Annotated in this window: 23 protein-coding genes and 1 pseudogene; 13 read left to right on the top strand and 11 right to left on the bottom strand. The window is 72.3% G+C overall.

Annotated elements, in window-relative coordinates; all coding sequences use genetic code 11:
• Positions 1-7: 7 nt before the first annotated feature.
• Positions 8-1,309: a nicotinate phosphoribosyltransferase gene (locus tag ACZ7OH_RS02740; RefSeq protein WP_470279273.1), complete on the bottom strand. Its 1,302-nt coding sequence runs from the start codon at positions 1,307-1,309 to the stop codon at positions 8-10.
• 74 nt (positions 1,310-1,383) lie between these two features.
• Between ACZ7OH_RS02740 and clpS the strand changes: the two genes are divergently transcribed.
• From clpS to ACZ7OH_RS02725, 3 genes are read left to right on the top strand one after another with little or no spacing between them, the layout of a single operon-like run.
• A complete protein-coding gene (clpS, locus tag ACZ7OH_RS02735) occupies positions 1,384-1,683 on the top strand; it encodes an ATP-dependent Clp protease adapter ClpS (protein WP_400894112.1) in 300 nt (99 codons plus the stop codon).
• Positions 1,680-2,237 carry a DUF2017 domain-containing protein gene (locus tag ACZ7OH_RS02730; RefSeq protein ID WP_372664175.1) on the top strand — a complete coding sequence of 186 codons (558 nt, stop codon included), beginning with the start codon at positions 1,680-1,682 and terminating at the stop codon, positions 2,235-2,237. Before clpS ends, ACZ7OH_RS02730 begins: the two co-directional genes overlap by 4 nt.
• Entirely contained in the window at positions 2,234-3,214 is a 981-nt protein-coding gene (locus tag ACZ7OH_RS02725; protein ID WP_470279272.1) for a P1 family peptidase, read from the top strand. Before ACZ7OH_RS02730 ends, ACZ7OH_RS02725 begins: the two co-directional genes overlap by 4 nt.
• A 57-nt stretch (positions 3,215-3,271) precedes the next feature.
• Here the strand turns inward: ACZ7OH_RS02725 and ACZ7OH_RS02720 are convergent, their stop codons facing one another.
• The gene (locus ACZ7OH_RS02720; protein ID WP_470279271.1) at positions 3,272-3,649 is read right to left on the bottom strand and encodes a hypothetical protein; all 378 of its coding nucleotides are present in this window, start codon (positions 3,647-3,649) and stop codon (positions 3,272-3,274) included.
• A 71-nt stretch (positions 3,650-3,720) separates the two neighbouring features.
• Between ACZ7OH_RS02720 and ACZ7OH_RS02715 the strand changes: the two genes are divergently transcribed.
• From ACZ7OH_RS02715 to ACZ7OH_RS02705, 3 genes are all read left to right on the top strand, one after another.
• On the top strand, positions 3,721-4,128 hold the full coding sequence (locus tag ACZ7OH_RS02715; protein ID WP_400894106.1) for a M67 family metallopeptidase: 408 nt from the start codon (positions 3,721-3,723) through the stop codon (positions 4,126-4,128).
• A gap of 67 nt (positions 4,129-4,195) precedes the next feature.
• Complete coding sequence (locus ACZ7OH_RS02710) at positions 4,196-4,468, top strand: MoaD/ThiS family protein (RefSeq protein WP_176175260.1); 273 nt, start codon at positions 4,196-4,198, stop codon at positions 4,466-4,468.
• Between the two features lie 3 nt (positions 4,469-4,471).
• Entirely contained in the window at positions 4,472-5,422 is a 951-nt protein-coding gene (locus tag ACZ7OH_RS02705) for a PLP-dependent cysteine synthase family protein (RefSeq protein ID WP_470279270.1), read from the top strand.
• 1 nt (position 5,423) lies between these two features.
• On the opposite strand, the gene ACZ7OH_RS02700 is transcribed toward ACZ7OH_RS02705, so the two are convergent.
• The gene (locus tag ACZ7OH_RS02700) at positions 5,424-6,251 is read right to left on the bottom strand and encodes an MBL fold metallo-hydrolase (protein ID WP_470279269.1); all 828 of its coding nucleotides are present in this window, start codon (positions 6,249-6,251) and stop codon (positions 5,424-5,426) included.
• Positions 6,252-6,261: 10 nt separating this feature from the next.
• On the opposite strand from ACZ7OH_RS02700, the gene ACZ7OH_RS02695 reads away from it, so the two are divergent.
• A complete protein-coding gene (locus ACZ7OH_RS02695; protein WP_470279576.1) occupies positions 6,262-6,984 on the top strand; it encodes an aspartate/glutamate racemase family protein in 723 nt (240 codons plus the stop codon).
• Here the strand turns inward: ACZ7OH_RS02695 and ACZ7OH_RS02690 are convergent.
• On the bottom strand, positions 6,974-7,822 hold the full coding sequence (locus tag ACZ7OH_RS02690) for an arylamine N-acetyltransferase family protein (protein WP_470279268.1): 849 nt from the start codon (positions 7,820-7,822) through the stop codon (positions 6,974-6,976). The two genes, ACZ7OH_RS02695 and ACZ7OH_RS02690, sit on opposite strands and share 11 nt — an antisense overlap.
• Before the next feature lie 91 nt (positions 7,823-7,913).
• On the opposite strand from ACZ7OH_RS02690, the gene ACZ7OH_RS02685 reads away from it, so the two are divergent.
• Genes ACZ7OH_RS02685 through rdgB form a run of 5 tightly spaced genes read left to right on the top strand, consistent with a single transcriptional unit; the run spans position 7,914 to position 11,564 of the window.
• The gene (locus ACZ7OH_RS02685; protein ID WP_470279267.1) at positions 7,914-8,558 is read left to right on the top strand and encodes a rhomboid family intramembrane serine protease; all 645 of its coding nucleotides are present in this window, start codon (positions 7,914-7,916) and stop codon (positions 8,556-8,558) included.
• A complete protein-coding gene (gene murI, locus ACZ7OH_RS02680) occupies positions 8,555-9,361 on the top strand; it encodes a glutamate racemase (protein ID WP_470279266.1) in 807 nt (268 codons plus the stop codon). The genes ACZ7OH_RS02685 and murI overlap by 4 nt, the downstream gene beginning before the upstream one ends.
• A 29-nt stretch (positions 9,362-9,390) precedes the next feature.
• Positions 9,391-10,158, top strand: a complete 768-nt coding sequence (locus ACZ7OH_RS02675) for an MBL fold metallo-hydrolase (RefSeq protein WP_470279265.1) — start codon at positions 9,391-9,393, stop codon at positions 10,156-10,158.
• A gap of 24 nt (positions 10,159-10,182) precedes the next feature.
• Positions 10,183-10,959, top strand: coding sequence for a ribonuclease PH (gene rph, locus ACZ7OH_RS02670; protein ID WP_470279264.1), 777 nt, complete (start codon positions 10,183-10,185; stop codon positions 10,957-10,959).
• Positions 10,956-11,564 carry an RdgB/HAM1 family non-canonical purine NTP pyrophosphatase gene (gene rdgB / locus ACZ7OH_RS02665; RefSeq protein WP_470279263.1) on the top strand — a complete coding sequence of 203 codons (609 nt, stop codon included), beginning with the start codon at positions 10,956-10,958 and terminating at the stop codon, positions 11,562-11,564. The genes rph and rdgB overlap by 4 nt, the downstream gene beginning before the upstream one ends.
• 35 nt (positions 11,565-11,599) lie before the next feature.
• Here the strand turns inward: rdgB and ACZ7OH_RS02660 are convergent.
• From ACZ7OH_RS02660 to ACZ7OH_RS02635, 6 genes and pseudogenes are all read right to left on the bottom strand, one after another.
• A pseudogene (locus ACZ7OH_RS02660) lies at positions 11,600-11,926 on the bottom strand (FAD-dependent monooxygenase); the annotation flags it as partial.
• Positions 11,927-12,040: 114 nt separating this feature from the next.
• Entirely contained in the window at positions 12,041-12,514 is a 474-nt protein-coding gene (gene bcp / locus ACZ7OH_RS02655; protein WP_470279262.1) for a thioredoxin-dependent thiol peroxidase, read from the bottom strand.
• A gap of 16 nt (positions 12,515-12,530) precedes the next feature.
• Positions 12,531-13,073, bottom strand: coding sequence for a hypothetical protein (locus ACZ7OH_RS02650; RefSeq protein ID WP_400894085.1), 543 nt, complete (start codon positions 13,071-13,073; stop codon positions 12,531-12,533).
• 192 nt (positions 13,074-13,265) lie between these two features.
• Positions 13,266-13,448: a hypothetical protein gene (locus tag ACZ7OH_RS02645; protein WP_470279261.1), complete on the bottom strand. Its 183-nt coding sequence runs from the start codon at positions 13,446-13,448 to the stop codon at positions 13,266-13,268.
• Between the two features lie 135 nt (positions 13,449-13,583).
• The gene (locus ACZ7OH_RS02640; RefSeq protein ID WP_470279260.1) at positions 13,584-14,471 is read right to left on the bottom strand and encodes a hypothetical protein; all 888 of its coding nucleotides are present in this window, start codon (positions 14,469-14,471) and stop codon (positions 13,584-13,586) included.
• A gap of 49 nt (positions 14,472-14,520) precedes the next feature.
• Positions 14,521-15,411, bottom strand: a complete 891-nt coding sequence (locus tag ACZ7OH_RS02635) for an AraC family transcriptional regulator (RefSeq protein ID WP_470279259.1) — start codon at positions 15,409-15,411, stop codon at positions 14,521-14,523.
• Positions 15,412-15,551: 140 nt separating this feature from the next.
• Here ACZ7OH_RS02635 and ACZ7OH_RS02630 point away from each other — a divergent pair, with 140 nt between their 5' ends.
• Complete coding sequence (locus ACZ7OH_RS02630; RefSeq protein ID WP_470279258.1) at positions 15,552-16,634, top strand: aldo/keto reductase; 1,083 nt, start codon at positions 15,552-15,554, stop codon at positions 16,632-16,634.
• Here ACZ7OH_RS02630 and ACZ7OH_RS02625 read toward each other — a convergent pair.
• The gene (locus ACZ7OH_RS02625) at positions 16,628-17,548 is read right to left on the bottom strand and encodes a helix-turn-helix domain-containing protein (protein ID WP_470279257.1); all 921 of its coding nucleotides are present in this window, start codon (positions 17,546-17,548) and stop codon (positions 16,628-16,630) included. The two genes, ACZ7OH_RS02630 and ACZ7OH_RS02625, sit on opposite strands and share 7 nt — an antisense overlap.
• Positions 17,549-17,616 lie beyond the last annotated feature (68 nt).

The following is a 17,616-nucleotide window of genomic DNA, read 5'->3' as shown; positions in this document are numbered from 1 at the left end:
TCTCCGTTCAGAGAAACAGCGTCGGGATAGCGGGCTCGCCGTGCGAGAGCTTGAGGCCCTCCCACGGCAGGCTGACCAGGCCGCGGCGCAGCCGCTGCCTCGCGTCGTCGAGCGTAGGCAGGTCCGCCTCCGCGCGGCCGCCGCGGATCAGGGGAATCTGCAGCGGGCGGTCGTTCGCGTCCGGCTCCGGAGCCTTCCCGGACGTCGTCCAGACGACCTCTTCGACCGCCGTGCCGGTGCCGCGGTGGCGCCGCAGCGCGGACTTGCGCCCGCCCCGGGACTCCTTGTGGGCACTGCGCTTGGCGACCGGCTTGCCGTCCACCTCGACCAGCTTGTAGACCATCCCGGCGGTCGGCGCGCCGGACCCGGTGACCACCGACGTCCCGACGCCGTACGCGTCCACGGGCTCCGCGCGCAGCGCCGCGATGGCGTGCTCGTCGAGGTCGCCGGACACGACGATCCGGGTGTCCTTGGCGCCTAGGGAGTCCAGCTGCTCGCGGGCGCGGCGGGCGAGCGGGCCGACGTCGCCCGAGTCGATCCGGATCGCGCCGAGCTCCGGCCCGGCCACGCGGACCGCGGTCTCGATGCCGGCGGTGATGTCGTAGGTGTCGACGAGCAGCGTCGTGTCCGGGCCCATCTTCTCGACCTGCGCGCGGAACGCGGCCTCTTCGCTGTCGTGCAGCAGCATGAACGCGTGCGCGACGGTGCCGCGGGTCGGGATGCCGTAGCGGCGCCCGGCTTCGAGGTTCGATGTCGTCGCGAAGCCGGCCAGGTAGGCGGCGCGCGCGGCCGCGACGGCGGCGTACTCGTGTGTGCGGCGCCCGCCCATCTCGATGATCGGGCGGCCGTGGGCGGCGCCGGACATCCGGGCCGCGGCCGACGCGATGGCGCTGTCGTGGTTGAGGATCGACAGGAGCAGCGTCTCCAGCAGCACGCACTCGGCGAACGAGCCGGCGACGGTGAGCAGCGGGGAGCCCGGGAAGTACAGCTCGCCCTCCGGGTAGCCGTCGATGTCGCCCGAGAACTCGTAGTCGGCGAGCCACGCCAGCGTCGCCTCGTCGACGACCGCGGTCGCTTCCAGCTGCGCCAGTTCGGCGTCGGTGAAGCGGAAGTCCGCGATCGCGTCGAGGGCGCGGGCGGTGCCGGCGACGACGCCGTAGCGGCGCCCGTCCGGCAGTCGCCGGGCGAACACCTCGAACACGCAGGGCCGCGCGTGCGTCCCGTCGGCGAGCGCGCTGCCCAGCATGGTCAGCTCGTAGTGGTCGGTGAGCAGCGCAGTGCTGGCCGTGGCCGGCTCCGGTGAACCCATGGGGTAAGCCTATTCACCCACATGGCCGGACCTGGCGCGGCGTACCCCGTGCGCCCCGTGACACCATGGGGTGCATGTCCACGCCTGTCGCTTCCGAACAGACGCAGGTCGAGCCGGTCGGGGCCGAGGTCGCCGAGTCGGACACCCCCTGGCGGACCGTGGTCTGGAACGACCCGGTGAACCTCATGTCGTACGTGACGTACGTCTTCCAGAAGCTGTTCGGCTACAGCCGCGACCACGCCACCAAGCTGATGCTGGACGTGCACCACAAGGGCAAGGCGATCGTGTCGTCGGGCAGCAAGGAAAAGGTGGAGGTGGACGTGGCGAAACTCCACGCGGCTGGCCTGTGGGCCACCATGGAGCAGCCCTCGTGAACGGTTGGCGGCGCAAGGGCGCGGTGATCCACGCGGGCTTCGAGCAGCAGGAGGCGGCCGTGCTGCGCGGGCTGGTCAGCCAGCTCGAGGACATGCTGACCGCGCGCGCCGAAGAGGCGCCGCAAGACGAGCTCGCCGAGCTGACCGGCATCCGCACCGGGCCCACCGAGTCCCCGGACGACCCGGTGCTCTCGCGGCTGCTCCCGGACTTCCACAAGCTCGACCCGGACAACCCCTCGCGGGAGGACATCGACTCGGCCGCGGCGATGCGCTCGCTGCACGAGCCGGAGCTGCTGGACGTCAAGGTCGGCGTCGCGAAGATCGTGCTCGACACGCTGCCGCGCGACGGCGGCCACGTCCGGCTGACCGAGGAGCAGGCCGACGCGTGGCTGGGCGCGCTCAACGACGTCCGGCTGGCGCTGGGCACCGCGCTCGACGTCACCGAGGACATGCCCGACGAGCTGCCCGAGGACGACCCGCGGGCGCCGCACCTGGGCGTCTACCACTGGCTGACCTGGGTGCAGGAGACGCTGATCCAGGCGCTGACCGGATGATCACCGACGTCCCGGGTGTCCTCGTCGGGCACCACGAGCGGGTCGGCGGCGGCTGGGCGACCGGGACGACGGTGGTCCTGGTCCCGGACGGCGCGGTCGGCGCCGTCGACCAGCGCGGCGGCGCGCCCGGCACGCGGGAGACCAACCTGCTGGAGCCGGAGAACCTGGTGCAGCGGGTCAACGCGGTGTGCCTCTCCGGCGGTTCCGCGTACGGCCTCGCGGCGGCGGACGGCGTGATGAAGTGGCTTTCCGAGCGCAACCTGGGTTTTCCCGTCGGCGCGCAGCCGCACGAAGTCGTGCCGATCGTGCCCGCGGCCGTGCTGTTCGACCTGCCGCGCAGTGAATGGGGCAACCGGCCCGACGCGTCCTTCGGCTATACGGCGTGCGAAGCGGCTTCGGGCTCTTTCACGCTGGGCACGGTCGGCGCCGGTGCCGGCGCGGCCGTGGGGTCGTTGAAGGGCGGGATCGGCTCGGCCAGCGAGGTCGTCGGCGAGTACACGGTCGGAGCGCTGGCGGCGGTCAACGCGGCCGGCGAGGCCGTGGACCTGACGACCGGCCGGGCGTACGCGGCCGACCACGGCGACTTCGGTGTGACGTGGCCTTCGCGACCGGCTGACCTGCCGTCCCGGCGGACCGACCTGAACACGACGATCGGCGTGGTCGCGGTGGACGCGGCGCTGTCGAAGGCCGAAGCGCGGCGGCTGGCGGTGGCGGCCCAGGACGGCTTGGCGCGCGCGGTGCGCCCGGCGCACTCGATGTTCGACGGCGACACGGTGTTCGCGCTGGCCACGGGCGCGCGCGAGCTGCCGGAGGCGAGCGGCCCGTTCGGCTTGGCGGCGCGCCCGGCGGCGTTGGACACGCTGTGCGCGGCGGCGGCGCGGGTGTTCGCGCGGGCGATGGTGCACGGCCTGCTGGCGGCGACCACCGCGGGCGGCGTGCCGGCGTACCGGGACGTCTGGCCGGAGGCGTTCGCGTAATGCCCGCCCGCCGGTGACGGCACCGGAGGCGGGGAGCACCCGGGAGCTGTGACCTGGTCAGAGGTCCGGGAGCGGGTCCGGCGGCAGGTCGTGGGCGCCTTCGAGGTTCGCCGCGCGGACGGCGCTCACGTACTCCTCGTCGATCTCCAGGTGCAGCCGGGCGAAGGTCAGCACCGGGCCGAGCGACGGGTGGACCTCGACCGGGCCGATCTCGGTGCGGCGGGGCAGCCGGTCGTAGACCGCCTTCGGCGTGTAGCGGCGGAACCGGCCGCCGTAGAGCACCGTGATCGCGCGGTCGGTCACCACGATGAAGAACGCGGCCCGGGTGCGGACGCCGTCGACGTAGAGTGAGATGCCCGGGATGAGGTACTGGATCCGCTCGCCGTCTTCGAGGAACTCGCGGCAGCGTTCGCGCGCGATCGCGGGCATCGGCATGCACCGATTGTCCTGGTGAGCGCAATATCTCATCATCTGGACAGCTTGTGTCCACCACCTAAGATGTCGGTGTGCTCCGGATCCGCCGTGAACTCGTCGACGAGATCGTCGCCCATGCCCGTCGTGACCACCCCGACGAGGCGTGCGGCGTCATCGCCGGGCCCGAAGGGTCCGACTCGCCCGAGCGGTTCATCCCCATGCTCAACGCCGCCCGGTCGCCGACGTTCTACGAGTTCGACTCCGGTGACCTGCTGAAGCTCTACCGGGAGATGGACGCCAACGACGAGGTGCCGGTGGTGATCTACCACTCGCACACCGCGACCGAGGCCTACCCGTCGCGGACCGACGCGAACATCGCGGCCGAGCCGGACGCGCACTACGTGCTCGTCTCCACCCGCGACCCCGAAGTGCACGAGTTCCGGTCGTACCGGATCGTGGACGCCGAGATCACCGAGGAGCCGGTCGAGATCGTCGACTGAGCCCCGTCGGAATAAACCGCCGCGCCACCGGCGTCTGCGTGTAAGAACCCACCGGAGGTAAGAACCCATGGCCGTGACCGTCTCCATCCCGACGATCCTGCGCACCCACACCGGCGGCGAGAAGTCCGTCGAGGCGAAGGGCGCGACCGTCCTCGAGGTCATCGACGACGTCGAGTCCCGGCACGCCGGCCTCAAGGCGCGCCTGGTGAAGGAGGAGAAGCTGCACCGCTTCATCAACGTCTACGTCAACGACGAGGACGTGCGCTTCGCCGGCGGGCTCGAGGCCGAGGTCAAGGACGGCGACACCCTGACCATCCTCCCCGCTGTGGCCGGTGGCTGATCGATGGCTCGCTTCGAGTCCCTGCTCGACGCGCTCGGCGGCACCCCGCTGGTCGGGCTGCCCCGGCTCTCGCCCACGCACGACGTGCGCCTGTGGGCGAAGCTGGAGGATCGCAACCCGACCGGCTCGATCAAGGACCGCCCCGCGCTGGCCATGATCGAAGCCGCCGAGCGCGAGGGCAAGCTGCGCCGCGGCTCCACGATCCTGGAGCCGACGTCGGGCAACACCGGCATCTCGCTGGCCATGGCCGCCAAGCTCAAGGGCTACGGGCTGGTCTGCGTCATGCCGGAGAACACCTCGACCGAGCGCAAGCAGCTGCTGCAGGCCTACGGCGCGCGGATCGTGTTCTCCCCGGCCGCGGGCGGCTCGAACGAGGCCGTCCGGCGGGCGAAGGAGCTGGCGGAGGCGAACCCCGAGTGGGTGATGCTCTACCAGTACGGCAACCCGGCCAACGCCGACGCGCACTACCGCGGCACCGGGCCCGAGCTGCTGAAGGACCTGCCGACGCTGACGCACTTCGTCGGCGGCCTCGGCACGACCGGCACGCTGGTCGGCGTCGGGCGCTACCTGCACGAGGCGAAGCCGGACGTCCAGGTGATCGCGGCCGAGCCCCGCTACGGCGAGCTGGTGTACGGCCTGCGCAACCTCGACGAGGGGTTCGTCCCGGAGCTGTACGACCCCAGCGTCCTCAACGGCCGGTTCTCCGTCGGCGCGTACGACGCGCTGCGCCGGACGCGCGAGCTGCTGGAGCACGAAGGCATCTTCGCGGGCATCTCGACGGGCGCGGTGCTGCACGCGGCGCTGGCGGTGGCCGAGAAGGCCGCGGCCCGCGGCGAGGCGGCGGACGTCGCTTTCGTCGTCGCGGACGCGGGGTGGAAGTACCTGTCGACGGGGGCTTACGCGGGGTCGCTCGACGAGGCCGCCGAACGGCTCGACGGGCAGCTCTGGGCCTGAGTCACTCGGCCTTCCACAGCTCGGGCAGGGCCAGGTCGACGCCGTCGGCGTCGGCCAGCCGCCCGAAGGTGGCCATGGTCTTGCCCAGGTCGTCGAACATCTTCGGGAGCAGCTTGAGCGGCTTGGACAGCGGGCGCCAGAAGGCGTCCCAGTGGATCGGCCGGACGACGCGGGGGTTCAGCGCGCCGACGGTCTCGCGCCAGTACTGCTCCCGCCACTCCTCGGTCTGCTTGCCGGCCTCCCCGACACCGAGGTAAACGACGTCGGCGGAGTAGCCGGCGAGCGCTCCGGGCACGAAGTTCGCCGACGCGTGGACCTGGACGCTGCCCGCCGCGTGCGCGATGTGGAACGAGTAGCAGCGGCCGGTCTTGAACGCCTTCGCCTTGGCCGGCAGCCGGACCGGCTCGGTGATCTCGCCGGGCACGCGGTCGCCGGCGCTGTGCTCGGCCTCGACCGGCGTCACGGTGAAGGCGCCGAACTCGACGGGCTTGCCCGGCACCAGCTCCGCGAAGGGCTCGGTGGCCAGGCCGTAGCCCTCCTGGACCTTCCGGGTCGACGGCGAACCGGCCAGCGTGGCGCCGGTCAGCTCGGCCACGACCGGCGCGTCGAGGACGTGGTCGACGTGGGAGTGCGCGACCAGGACGGCGTCCAGCTTCGTGACCCCGAGGCGCCGCAGGGCGTCGTCGATGCGGCCGCGATCGGGCGCCACCCGCGTCGCCATCTTCAGCAGCGACGGCCGTGAGAAGAAGCCGTCGACCAGGACGGCGGAGGTGCCGTCGGTGACCAGGACGTTCGATACCCCGGCGAAAGCCGTGCGCAGTTCGGGCATGCTGGACAGCATGAAGGTCATCGGGCTGCTCGGCGGGATGAGCTGGGAATCTTCCGCCGAGTACTACCGCCTCGTGAACGAGCGGGTGAAGACCGCGCTCGGCGGGTTCCACTCGGCGCACACGATCCTCTACTCCGTCGACTTCGCCGCCATCGAGGCGATGCAGGCCGAAGACCGCTGGGACGACGCGGGCGCCGAGCTGAACCGCGCGGCCCGCGCGTTGGAGGCCGCCGGTGCCGACGTCGTCGTGCTCTGCACCAACACCATGCACAAGGTCGCCGAACAGCTCGAAGACGGCCTCGGCATCCCGTTGCTGCACCTCGGCGACGCCACCGCCGAGGTCGTCAAGGCCGCCGGGATCCGGCGGGTCGGGCTGCTCGGCACCGGGTTCACCATGGGACAGCCGTTCTACCGCGACCGGCTCGCCGCGCACGGCCTCGACGTGCTCGTGCCCGCCGAAGCCGACCGCGACCTCGTCCACCGCGTCATCTACGACGAGCTCGTGCTCGGCGTCGTGAAGCCCGAGTCCAAGACCGCCTACCGCGGCGTGATCGCGCGGCTCGTCGAGGCCGGTGCCGAGGGCGTGATCTACGGCTGCACCGAGATCGAGCTGCTCGTCGGCCCGGACGACTCGCCCGTGCCGACCTTCCCCACCACCCGTCTGCACGCCGACGCCGCCGTCGATTACGCGCTCGGCAAGGCCCCGCTGCCGCCCGCTCCGGTCACACGCTGACCACCGGCCCGCCCGCGTGCGCCTCGTGCTGCGTCACGACCTGCCGCCACAGCCGCTCGCGCTCCTCGTCGGTGAACAGGTCCGGGGTGACGCCGAAGACGTCCGCCGCGGCCGTCCACCACTCGGCCGGCGACTCGACGACCTCCTTCACACCGTGACGGTTCAGGGAGAGCGCCCGCAGGGTGTCGACGCCCGCCGCGTCCCGCCGTTGCAGCACGCAGACCCGGACGAACCCGGACTCCGGCGACGTCGACAGCCACGCGTGCTTCTCCGCGAAGTCGCCCATTTCCGCCGCGCCGGGGGCGAAGTCGAAGCCGGTGAAGCTGCCCGACGGGTCGTGGTCGAACCGCCAGCCGCCGGGCGCGATCTCCGACGGCCGCAGCCGATAGGTGTGCGGGCCCTGGGTGTACGTGCCTTCCCGTAGGGGGAGCGGCTCGTGGATGCCGTCGCCCAGGCCCACGTCGGCCAGCCACGTCGCCCCGGGGTCGTCCGGCAGGCCGGTGACGGTCAGCGCCAGGTGGTTGCGGTCGACGTTCGGCGCGTCGCCCGCACCGCCCTGCACTCCGCCGAGGTGGCGCGTGACCTGGTAGCCGAGCTCGCGCAGCAGCGCCGAAAAGGCGCCGTTCAGGTGGTAGCAGTACCCGCCGCGGCCACGCAGGATCCGCGCCAGCGACGCCGACGGCTCCAGCGGCGTCGGCCGCCCGAGCTGGATCTCCAGCGCCTCGTACGGCACGCGCTCGACCTGCGCCGCGTGCAGCCGCCGCAGCGCGGCCACGCTCGGCGGCTCCGCCTCGAGGCCGAGCCGGTCCAAATACCCGTTCACGTCGAAGTTCCCCATGCCGCAGACGCTAGCGGCAAGCACCGACAAAAAGCCGGATCAGGGATTTCACCCGAGGTGGACGCGCCGCGATCGACGTAGCGTCGATCACGTGAGCACTTCGAACCCCGCCCCGGAAACCGACGTCGCCCAGCGCGTCCTGCCGCCGAAGCCCAAGGCGGCCGCGATCGTGGCGCTCTCCTTCACCCTGCTGCTCTACCTGGTCGAGCTGGTGGACGTGATCCTGCCCGCCGACCTGGTCCAGGGCGGCATCCACTCGCGGGTCCTGTCCGGCCTCGACGGCGTGCTGTTCGCGCCGCTGCTGCACGCCGGCTGGTCGCACCTGTTCGCGAACACCGTGCCCGTGCTCGTGTTCTCCTTCCTCGCGATGGCCGCCGGGATCGGCCGGTTCGCGCTGGTCACGGCCATCATCTGGGTGGTGTCCGGGCTCGGCGTGTGGCTGATCGGGCCGGCGAACGGGGTCACCGTCGGCGCGTCCGGGCTGGCCTTCGGCTGGCTCGCCTACCTGCTGGTGCGCGGCATCTTCAACCGCGCGGCCGGGCAGATCCTGGTCGCCGTCGTCCTGCTCGGCGTGTGGAGCGGCATGCTCGCCGGGCTGCTGCCGGGCAACCCCGGCGTTTCCTGGCAGGGACACGTCTTCGGCGCGCTCGCCGGCGTCCTCGCGGCGTGGCTGACCGGCCGCCCGGGCAAGTCCCGCAAAGCCGAGCCCGCGGCCCCGGGTAACCTCGAAGGGTGACATCTTCGCCCGCTGACGCCCCGATCGGCGTGTTCGATTCCGGTGTCGGCGGGCTGACGGTGGCGAGGGCGCTCCTCGAGCAGCTGCCCGCCGAGCAGCTCCGGTACGTCGGCGACACGGCGCGCAACCCGTACGGCCCGCTCCCCATCGCCACCGCGCGCAGCTACGCGCTCGAGGCGCTCGACGAGATCGTCGAGAGCGGCGTGAAAGCCCTGGTCATCGCGTGCAACACGGCGTCCGCGGCCTGCCTGCGCGACGCGCGCGAGCGCTACGACGTGCCGGTCATCGAGGTCGTCCTCCCGGCCGCGCGCCGCGCCGTCGTGGCCACTCACACCGGCCGGGTCGGCGTGATCGGCACCGAGGGCACCGTGCGTTCGCGCGCCTACGAAGACGCGTTCGCCGCCGCGCCGGGCATCACCCTCACCAGCGTCGCCTGCCCGCGGTTCGTCGACTTCGTCGAGCGCGGCATCACCTCCGGCCGCCAGGTGCTCGGACTCGCGCAGGGCTACCTGCAGCCGCTGCTCGACGCCGAGGTCGACACGCTCGTGCTCGGCTGCACGCACTACCCGCTCCTGCAGGGCGTGCTGCAGATCGTGATGGGCCAGGAGGTCACCCTCGTTTCGAGCGCGGACGAGACGGCCAAGGACGTCGTCCGCGTGCTCACCGAGCGGGACCTGCTGACGACCCGGGAGACCCCGCCGCGGCACGAGTTCCTGGCCACCGGCTCGGCCGAGCCGTTCACCCGGCTCGCCGCGCGGTTCATGGGGTTCGCCCCGGGTGTCCTCGCTCCCACCACCGCGTGATCAGGCGTCCGGGCGCTTAGGGTGTCGACGTGCGACTGACCATCCTCGGGTGCTCCGGCAGCATCCCCGGGCCGAACACCGCGGCGTCCGGCTACCTGGTCGAGGCCGAGGGCTTCCTGCTCGGCCTCGAACTCGGCAACGGCACGCTGGCGCAGCTGCAGGCCGTGGCCGACCCGTTCGACCTGGACGCCCTGGTGCTCACGCACCTGCACCCCGATCACTGCGCCGACGTCAGCGCGCTCACCGTCCTGCGGCGCTACCACCCGGCGCCGCCGTACCCGGCGCGCCCGCGCCTGCTGCCGCTCTACGCGCCGCCGGACGCGCCGGTCCGGCTGGCCAACGCGTACGCGCCCAACGAGACCGAGCGGGCCGTCACGGACCTCTCCGACGTCTACGCCTTCCACCCGCTGCGGCCGGAGCCGTTCCGGATCGGGCCGTTCGAGGTCGTCGCGGTCGAGGTCGACCACCCGACCCCGGCGTACGGCCTGCGCATCTCCTACGGCGGCCGGATCCTGGCGTTCACCGGCGACACCGGGCCGTGCCGGGCGCTGAACGAGCTCGCCGACGGCGTCGACCTGCTGCTCGCCGAGGCGTCCTGGACGGATTCGGCGGAGCGGCCGGCGGGTGTGCACCTGTCGGGCAAGCAGGCCGGTGAGCTGGCGCGCGACGCCGGCGTCGGACGGCTGCTGCTGACGCACATCGCGCCGTGGACGGACGCCGGCGCGGTCCTGGCCGAGGCCTCGGTGGAGTTCCCCGGCGCCGAGGTCGTCAAGCAGGGTGCCGTATACGACGTCTGAGCGGCCGGTCCTAGAGTGCTCTCCGTGGCTCGCAAAGATGGCAGGAACGACGACCAGCTCCGGGACATCAAGATCACCCGGGGGTTCCAGCAGTGGCCGGCGGGGTCGGTCCTGATCGAATTCGGCAACACGCGGGTGCTGTGCGCGGCGAGCGTCACCGAAGGGGTGCCGCGCTGGCGGGCCGGGTCCGGGCTGGGGTGGGTGACCGCCGAGTACGCGATGCTGCCGTCGGCGACGAACACCCGCGGCGACCGTGAGTCGGTCAAGGGCCGCATCGGCGGGCGCACGCACGAGATCTCGCGGCTGATCGGCCGCTCGCTGCGGGCCTGCATCGACCTGGCGGCGCTGGGCGAGAACACGATCGTCATCGACTGCGACGTCATCCAGGCCGACGGCGGCACCCGCACGGCCGCGGTGACCGGCGGGTACGTGGCGCTGGCGGACGCGATCACGTGGCTGGGCGCGGCGAACCGGCTCAACGACCCGCAGCCGCTGTCGTCGTCGGTGGCGGCGGTGAGCGTCGGCGTGGTCGACGGCCGCGTGCGGCTCGACCTGCCGTACGAAGAGGACTCGCGCGCCGAGGTCGACATGAACGTGGTGGCCACGGACGCGGGCACGCTGATCGAGGTCCAGGGCACCGGCGAGGGCGCGACGTTCGCGCGGTCCACTTTGGACAGGATGCTGGACATGGCGCTGGCGGGGTGCGAAGAGCTGACCCGCCTGCAGAACGAGGCGCTGGCGCTGCCGTACCCGGGCGAGCTGCCGGAGCCGCGTCCGGACAAGAAGAAGGGCTCGAAGTGACGAAGCTGCTGCTGGCGACGCGCAACGCGAAGAAGCTGGGCGAGCTGCGGCGGATCCTCGTCGCGGAGGGGATTTCGGGGATCGAGGTCCTCGGTCTCGCGGACGTGCCCGACTTCCCGGAGGCGCCCGAGACAGCGCCGGACTTCGAGGGCAACGCGGTGGCGAAGGCCCGCGACGCGGTGGCGGCGTGCGGGCTGCCGGCCATCGCCGACGACTCGGGTCTCGCGGTCGACGCGTTGAACGGCATGCCGGGCGTGTTGTCGGCGCGGTGGTCGGGTGGCCACGGCGACGACGACGCCAACTTGGACTTGGTGCTGGGGCAGCTGCGTGACGTGCCGGACGAGAGGCGCGGGGCACAGTTCGTGTGCGCGGCGGCTCTTGTTTTGGTGTCTGGTGAGGAGACGGTGGTCCGCGGCGAGTGGCGCGGGTCGCTGGTGCGCTCGCGGCGGGGTGTGAATGGGTTCGGGTACGACCCGATCTTCGTGCCGGACGGGGAGACGCGGACGTCGGCGGAGATGGAGCCGGCCGAGAAGGACGCGGTTTCCCACCGGGGCAGGGCGTTGCGGGCCCTGCTCCCGGCGTTGCGGGAACTCGCGGAGGGCTGACTTTCCCGCCCGAGCGCGTCGATCAAGCGCTGGACGGTGTCGCCTTCGGTGATCAACGCCGTCAGCTCCGGGGCCCAGCCGGCGAACTCCGCCGCGATCCGCGCGGTGGCCGCGGCCGGGTGCCGCGGGTCGGCGTCGAAGAAGTAGATCTCGACGAACGACTCGCCGGTGTACTCGGGGGTGGCGGCCGACAGCAGCGGCCGGACCCGTGACCAGGCGCCGTCGGCGAAGGTCACCTCGTGGTGACCCCCGCCGAGCGCGCGGACGCCGGTGACCTTGTGGCCCCAGCGGACGGTGTCCTCGGGAAAAGCGTCGAGCAGCAACCACCGCAGTTCACCGCGCTGCGCCTCGAGGCGGCCGCCGATGATCGTGACAGGCGTGTGCATGGAAGCTCCTTACGCTGCGACACCCCGAGATTCGCGGGGGTCGCCGGCGCGGAGCGCATGCGGCACTGGCACGGACCTGTCAGCCGCTGATCAGGAAGCCACGCCGAGGTCTCGGATCAGCTTCGCCACGTGGCCGGTCGCGCGGACGTTGTAGAACGCGTTCGCGATCTTGCCCTCCGGGTCCACCACGAACGTCGAGCGGATCACGCCCAGGTACGTCTTGCCGTAGTTCTTCTTCTCGCCGTACGCACCCCAGGCCTCGATCACCGTTTTCTCGGGGTCGCTCAGGAGGGGGAACGTCAGGCTCTCGTTTGCGGCGAACTTCGCCAGCTTCGCCTGCGTGTCCGGGGAGATGCCGATGACCTGGTAGCCCGCGTCGTTCAGCTCGGCGAGGTTGTCGCGGAAGTCGCACGCCTGCTTGGTGCAGCCCGGCGTGCTCGCCGCCGGGTAGAAGTACACGACGACGGACTTGCCGCGGAAGTCGCGCAGCGAAACGTCCTTGCCCTCGCTGTCGGGCAGGGTGAAGTCCGGGGCTTCGTCGCCGGGGGAAAGTCGCTCGGTCATGGACCCGAGCCTAACGTCAGGCCGGACCGCAGTAGGTGACCGCGGCGGGCTCGGTCGCGCTCGGGCGGACCTGCAGGCGCAGCTGGGCCGGCTCCTCCGGGACCGCGAACGCCAGCGTGACGTGCACCGAACGGCCCGACGGCACGTCCTTGCCCGCGTCCGCGATGCCGGTGAACCCCTGCGTCGTGTCCACGACCTGCTTGACCGGGCTGCCCGACGAGGTCGCAGTGACCGTGAGGCCGGAGAGCTTGTACGTCGTCGCGCCGTCGTTGGTCAGCTCGACGTCGAACGCCGCGCCGCGCGCGCTGCGCGGGTACGCCGACGCGCTGGGCTGGAACGACTTGGGCGAGCCGACCGAGATGGTGAGGCCGCTGGGGAACCGGTGGTCGGCGCCGAACTTGAGGTCGTTGCCCGCCTGCGAAGCCGACGCGCCCGCGCCCGCCGGCGAACCCGCGCCGAGCGCCGCGGTGCCCTCCTGCGCCGAAGGGACCCCGCACGCCACCGCCAGGGAAAGCAGTCCTGTGGTGAACATGATCTTGCACGTGCGCGCGAGCGCCATCGCGGGTACTCCAGTCGGCGGGTCGGGGGTGCCGTTCGGCAACGGGGCGTGCCGGGCGAACCCGCTCCACTCTGGCCGTGATCGCGCGGGGTTACGAGGAAACACAGGGGGTTGTCGCGCACCTGGTGCCGCGCCGTGGCCAATCCGTGACCGGAACGGCACGGGTGGTGACAATCACCACCGACATGCCACTTAAACCGCGAGCGCGAACAGCAGGATGAAGACCGCCACGCCGGCCACCCACGCGGCCATCAGCCAGCCGAAATCGCGCACCGGGTCGACCGCGCGGCTCTCCTCGCCGGGCACGTAGACGCCGCGTTCCTCGAACCAGTCGGCCCAGCGGGTGAACCAGCTCAACGGGTTGCGCGACGACATGCTTCACCTCCGGGCACCGGCATCCCCGTCACAGTACGGGTTCGGCCGGGTACACCGTAAGGCACAGGACCGGTCACCGCCCGTAACTTCGACGTGCCACGGCCGAGTGAAGCTCGACGTCGCTCGTGTAGAAGCTCAGACGACGCCGTTGCGCTGCAGGATCGACACCGCGCGGACGGTCGCGTACCCACGCCATTCGAGCTCCGCGGCGGGCGAATAGCTCGCGAAATCGACCCGCCAGCCGCCGTCGTCCTGCTGCTCCGAGGCGAGCCGCTGCAGCTCCGCTTCGATGACGGCGTCCGCGAACAACGCACGGGCGGGGCGGTCCGGCAGCGGCGCGAAGTCCAGTGCCCGCAGGGTTTCCCCTTCGGCACCGCCGGCGACCGGGACCAGGCCGTCGGGCGAGACGTACGCGGCCAGCCGGTCCAGCAGCGGGGCCGCCTCCGCGTGGAAGTCGTGCGCCGCGTCCACCACACCCACCGCGAACGACAGCGCGATCGCGTGCGGTGCTTCGGAAAGCGCGCGGATCTCGCGGAAGCAGTATTCGGTCGCCGCGGCGAGCCACGGGTGGTCGCGCACCGCGCGGTCGTGGCGGGCGACGCGCAGCGCGACGCCGGCGGCGAACGCCGTGCTCTGCAGCGTCGCCTCCTTCGGGTCGGCCTGGACCCAGAAGGGCGCGCAGCCGGCCGGGTCGGCCACGGGCAGGGCGAAGGGCAGGCCGCCGTCCGGGGTCGACACCGAGGCCAGCCAGTCGCACAGCGCGGCGGCGTGCGGGGTGGTGTCCGGGCCGAGCTCTTCGAAGACCTCGAAGGCGTGCAGCGCGCCGCCGGGCTGGCTTTCCGGTGCCCGCAGGTCGGGCTCGAGGCCCCAGCCGTAGCCCCCATCGGGGTTGCGGTAGCCGTCGACGGCGGCGAGCACCGCGTCGGCGTGGGCTTCGCCGCGAAGCAGCTCGAAACGGCGTCGGTCGAGAAGCCGGGCGTGCGTCGCCATGAACGACGCCGCCGCGGAAAGGTTCACAGCCATGCGGTCAGCCTCGCACCGGCGGGGGCGCGGGTCTTGAACGGATCGGACGTCACGGCAGCTGCGGCCCCGGCGCGGCCGCCGCGCGCAGCCGGGCCGCGTCCTGACCGGGTGGGGCGCCGAACAGGCGGCGGTACTCGCGGTTGAACTGCGACGGGCTGTCGTAGCCGACGAGGTGCCCGACGCCCGCGATGTCGCCCGCGCCGGCCAGCAGCAGCGAACGGGCTTCCTGCAGGCGGATGCGCTTCTGGAACTGCAACGGGCTCATCGCGGTGACCGCGCGGAAGTGCCGGTGGAACGCCGATGGGCTCAGCCCGCTCAGCCGCGCGAGCTCGTCGATCCGCATCGGTTCGGCGAAGTTCTCGCGGATCCACCGGATCGCGCGGCCGACGTGGGCCAGTCCGCTGTCGGCCAGGCCGAGCTGGCGGACCAGACCGCCGTGCGGGCCGGTCAGCAGCCGCCAGAGGATCTCCCGCTCGATCAGCGGGGCGAGCACGGGCGCGTCGGCGGGGTGGCCGACCAGTCGCACCAGCCGGACGACGGCATCGAGCAGCTCCGGGCTCGCGTCCCCGGTCGCGATCGGCGACGCCGGCGGCGTGCGCGGGAACCGGCCCGGCGGGGCTTCGAGCAACAGCGGGGTGATGGCCGCGGGCCGCAGCGCCAGGCCCACGCCCAGCGCCGGCGTCTCCGGTGTCGCGCCGACGAAGTGGCCGGTCACCGGCAGGTCCGTGCCGACCAGCAGGTACTGCCCGGCGCGGTACTCGTGCACCTGCTCGCCGAGCAGGAGGCGCTTGCCGCCCTGGGCCATGACGACCAGCAGCGGCTCGGCCAGCGAGTGGTGCGGCTCGCTGGTGTCCACTTCGGACAGCAGCAGGCCCGGGATCGGCGTGCGCAGGTCGGCGCGCGCGTGGGCGGCGACGAGGTCGCGGAGCTCGGTCAGCACGTCTCCAGGGAAGCACGCCCGCTTGCTCGTGACAATCCAGGTTGCGCGGATCGTGCAAGAACCCGCGTCGATCGATCTACCGCTGAGCTGGGGGTTCGCGGTTTCCTGGTGGTGTCAATCCGACACCGGAGGAGAGTTCCATGCCACTCGACCACTACGTCACCCTCGGCCGGTCCGGGCTGCGCGTCAGCCCGTTCGCGCTCGGCGCGATGACCTTCGGCGAGGACCCCGGCGGCGCCGGCTGCGGCGTCGAGGAGTCCGAGAAGATCCTCGCGACCTACCTCGACCTCGGCGGGAACTTCGTCGACACGGCCAACTTCTACACCAACGGCCACTCGGAGAAGATCCTCGGCGACTTCTTCGCCGCCCACCCGGGACGCCGTCAGCACGTCGTGCTGGCGTCGAAGTTCTTCGGCAACATGTTCCCCGGCGATCCCAACGGCGGCGGCGCGGGGCGCGCGTCGATCATCGCCCAGCTCGAGGAGTCGCTGCGCCGGCTGCGGACCGACCACCTCGACCTGTACTGGCTGCACAACTGGGACCGCCACACGCCGATCGAGGAAACCCTGCGCACCCTCGACGACCTGGTGCGCGCGGGCAAGATCCGCTACGTCGGTTTCTCGAACACGCCGGCGTGGGTCACGGCGCAGGCCCAGACGACCGCGTTGCTGCGGGGCTGGACGCCGCTGGTCGCGCTGCAGGTCGAGTACTCGCTGCTGGCGCGGACGGTGGAGGGTGAGCTGGCGCCGTTCGCGCTCGACCAGGGGATCGCGCTGACGCCGTGGAGCCCGCTGAAGAACGGCTTCCTGTCGGGCAAGTACCGGCGCGGCTCGTCGGCGCCGGATTCCGCCCGCGCGGCGTTCGTGGGCGGCCCGTCGCCGGCCGAGTACGTGGTGATCGACGAGGTGGCTTCGATCGCTTCGGCGTTGGAGACGACGTCCGCGGCGGTGGCGCTGGCGTGGCTGCGGGCGCGGCCGGGCACGGTGGTCCCGATCGTCGGCGCGCGACGGCTGGAGCACCTGACCGGCAACCTCGCGGGTCTCGACGTGACGCTCTCGGCATCGGATTTGGCCCGCCTGGACGAGGTGTCCGCGCCGACGCTGGACTACCCGGCCCCGATGCACGGCGCACAGCGGGCGATGCTGCAGTTCGCGGGCGCGACGGTCGACGGTGAACCGTCCACTGTGTACCCACCACTGCTGCAGAGCGACGTGCGCTACTGACCGCGGAACGTGCGCCGGTAGGTGTCCGGGGGCACGCCCACCGTCCGGTTGAAATGCCGGCGCAACGTCGTCGCCGTCCCCATCCCCACCGACGTCGCGATCCTCTCCACCGGTGCGTCCGTTTTCTCCAGCAGCTCCTGGGCGCGCCGGATCCGCTGGGTCAGCAGCCACTGCAACGGCGTCGTGCCCGTTGCCGCGTGGAAGTGGCGGGTCAGGTGGCGGGTGCTCACCTTTGCCTGGCGGGCCAGGTCTTCCACCGTCAGCGGCCGGTCGAGGCGGGCGGTGATCCACGGGAGCAGCGCCGCCAGCGGGTGGTCGTCGCGGGCCGGGACCGGTGTGGCCACATACTGGGCCTGGCCGCCCGCTCGGTGCGGGGGCACCACCAGGCGGCGGGCGACCGCGTTGGCCGCCGCCGGGCCGTGGTCGGCGCGGAGCAGGTGCAGGCACAGGTCCATCGCCGCCGCCTTGCCCGCCGACGTCAGCACGCTGCCGTTGTCCACGTACAGCACGTCCGGGTCCACCGTCACGCGTGGGAACCGGGCGGCGAGGACGTCGGTGTGGGCCCAGTGCGTCGTCGCGCGGAGGCCGTCCAGCAGGCCGGCTGCGGCGAGCACGAACGCGCCCGTGCAGAGGGACGCCACCCGCGCGCCGGCCGCGTGGGCCGCCCGCACCGCGGCGAGCAGGTCGGCGGGCGGGGCCACGTCTACGTCGGCCCAGCCGGGCACGAGCACCGTGCCCGCGCGCGCCAGCCGGTCGAGACCGTCGTCGGGCTCCAGGAGGAACCGGCCGACGCGGACCGGCGCCGAGCCGCAGACGGCGAAGTCGTACCTCGGGTCGTCGCCGAACACCTCCGACGCGATCGTCAGCTCGAACGACAGCATCCCGTCGGTAGCGGCCAGCGCGACAGCGTGCATGTCCGAAAGTGTACGCAGCACGGCGTTCCGGACACTGTCGCGAGCGCGGAGTGATCGCGAGGATTGCC

Source organism: Amycolatopsis sp. NPDC114478 (assembly GCF_055633805.1).
This window is presented reverse-complemented; position numbering and strand designations above follow the sequence as displayed.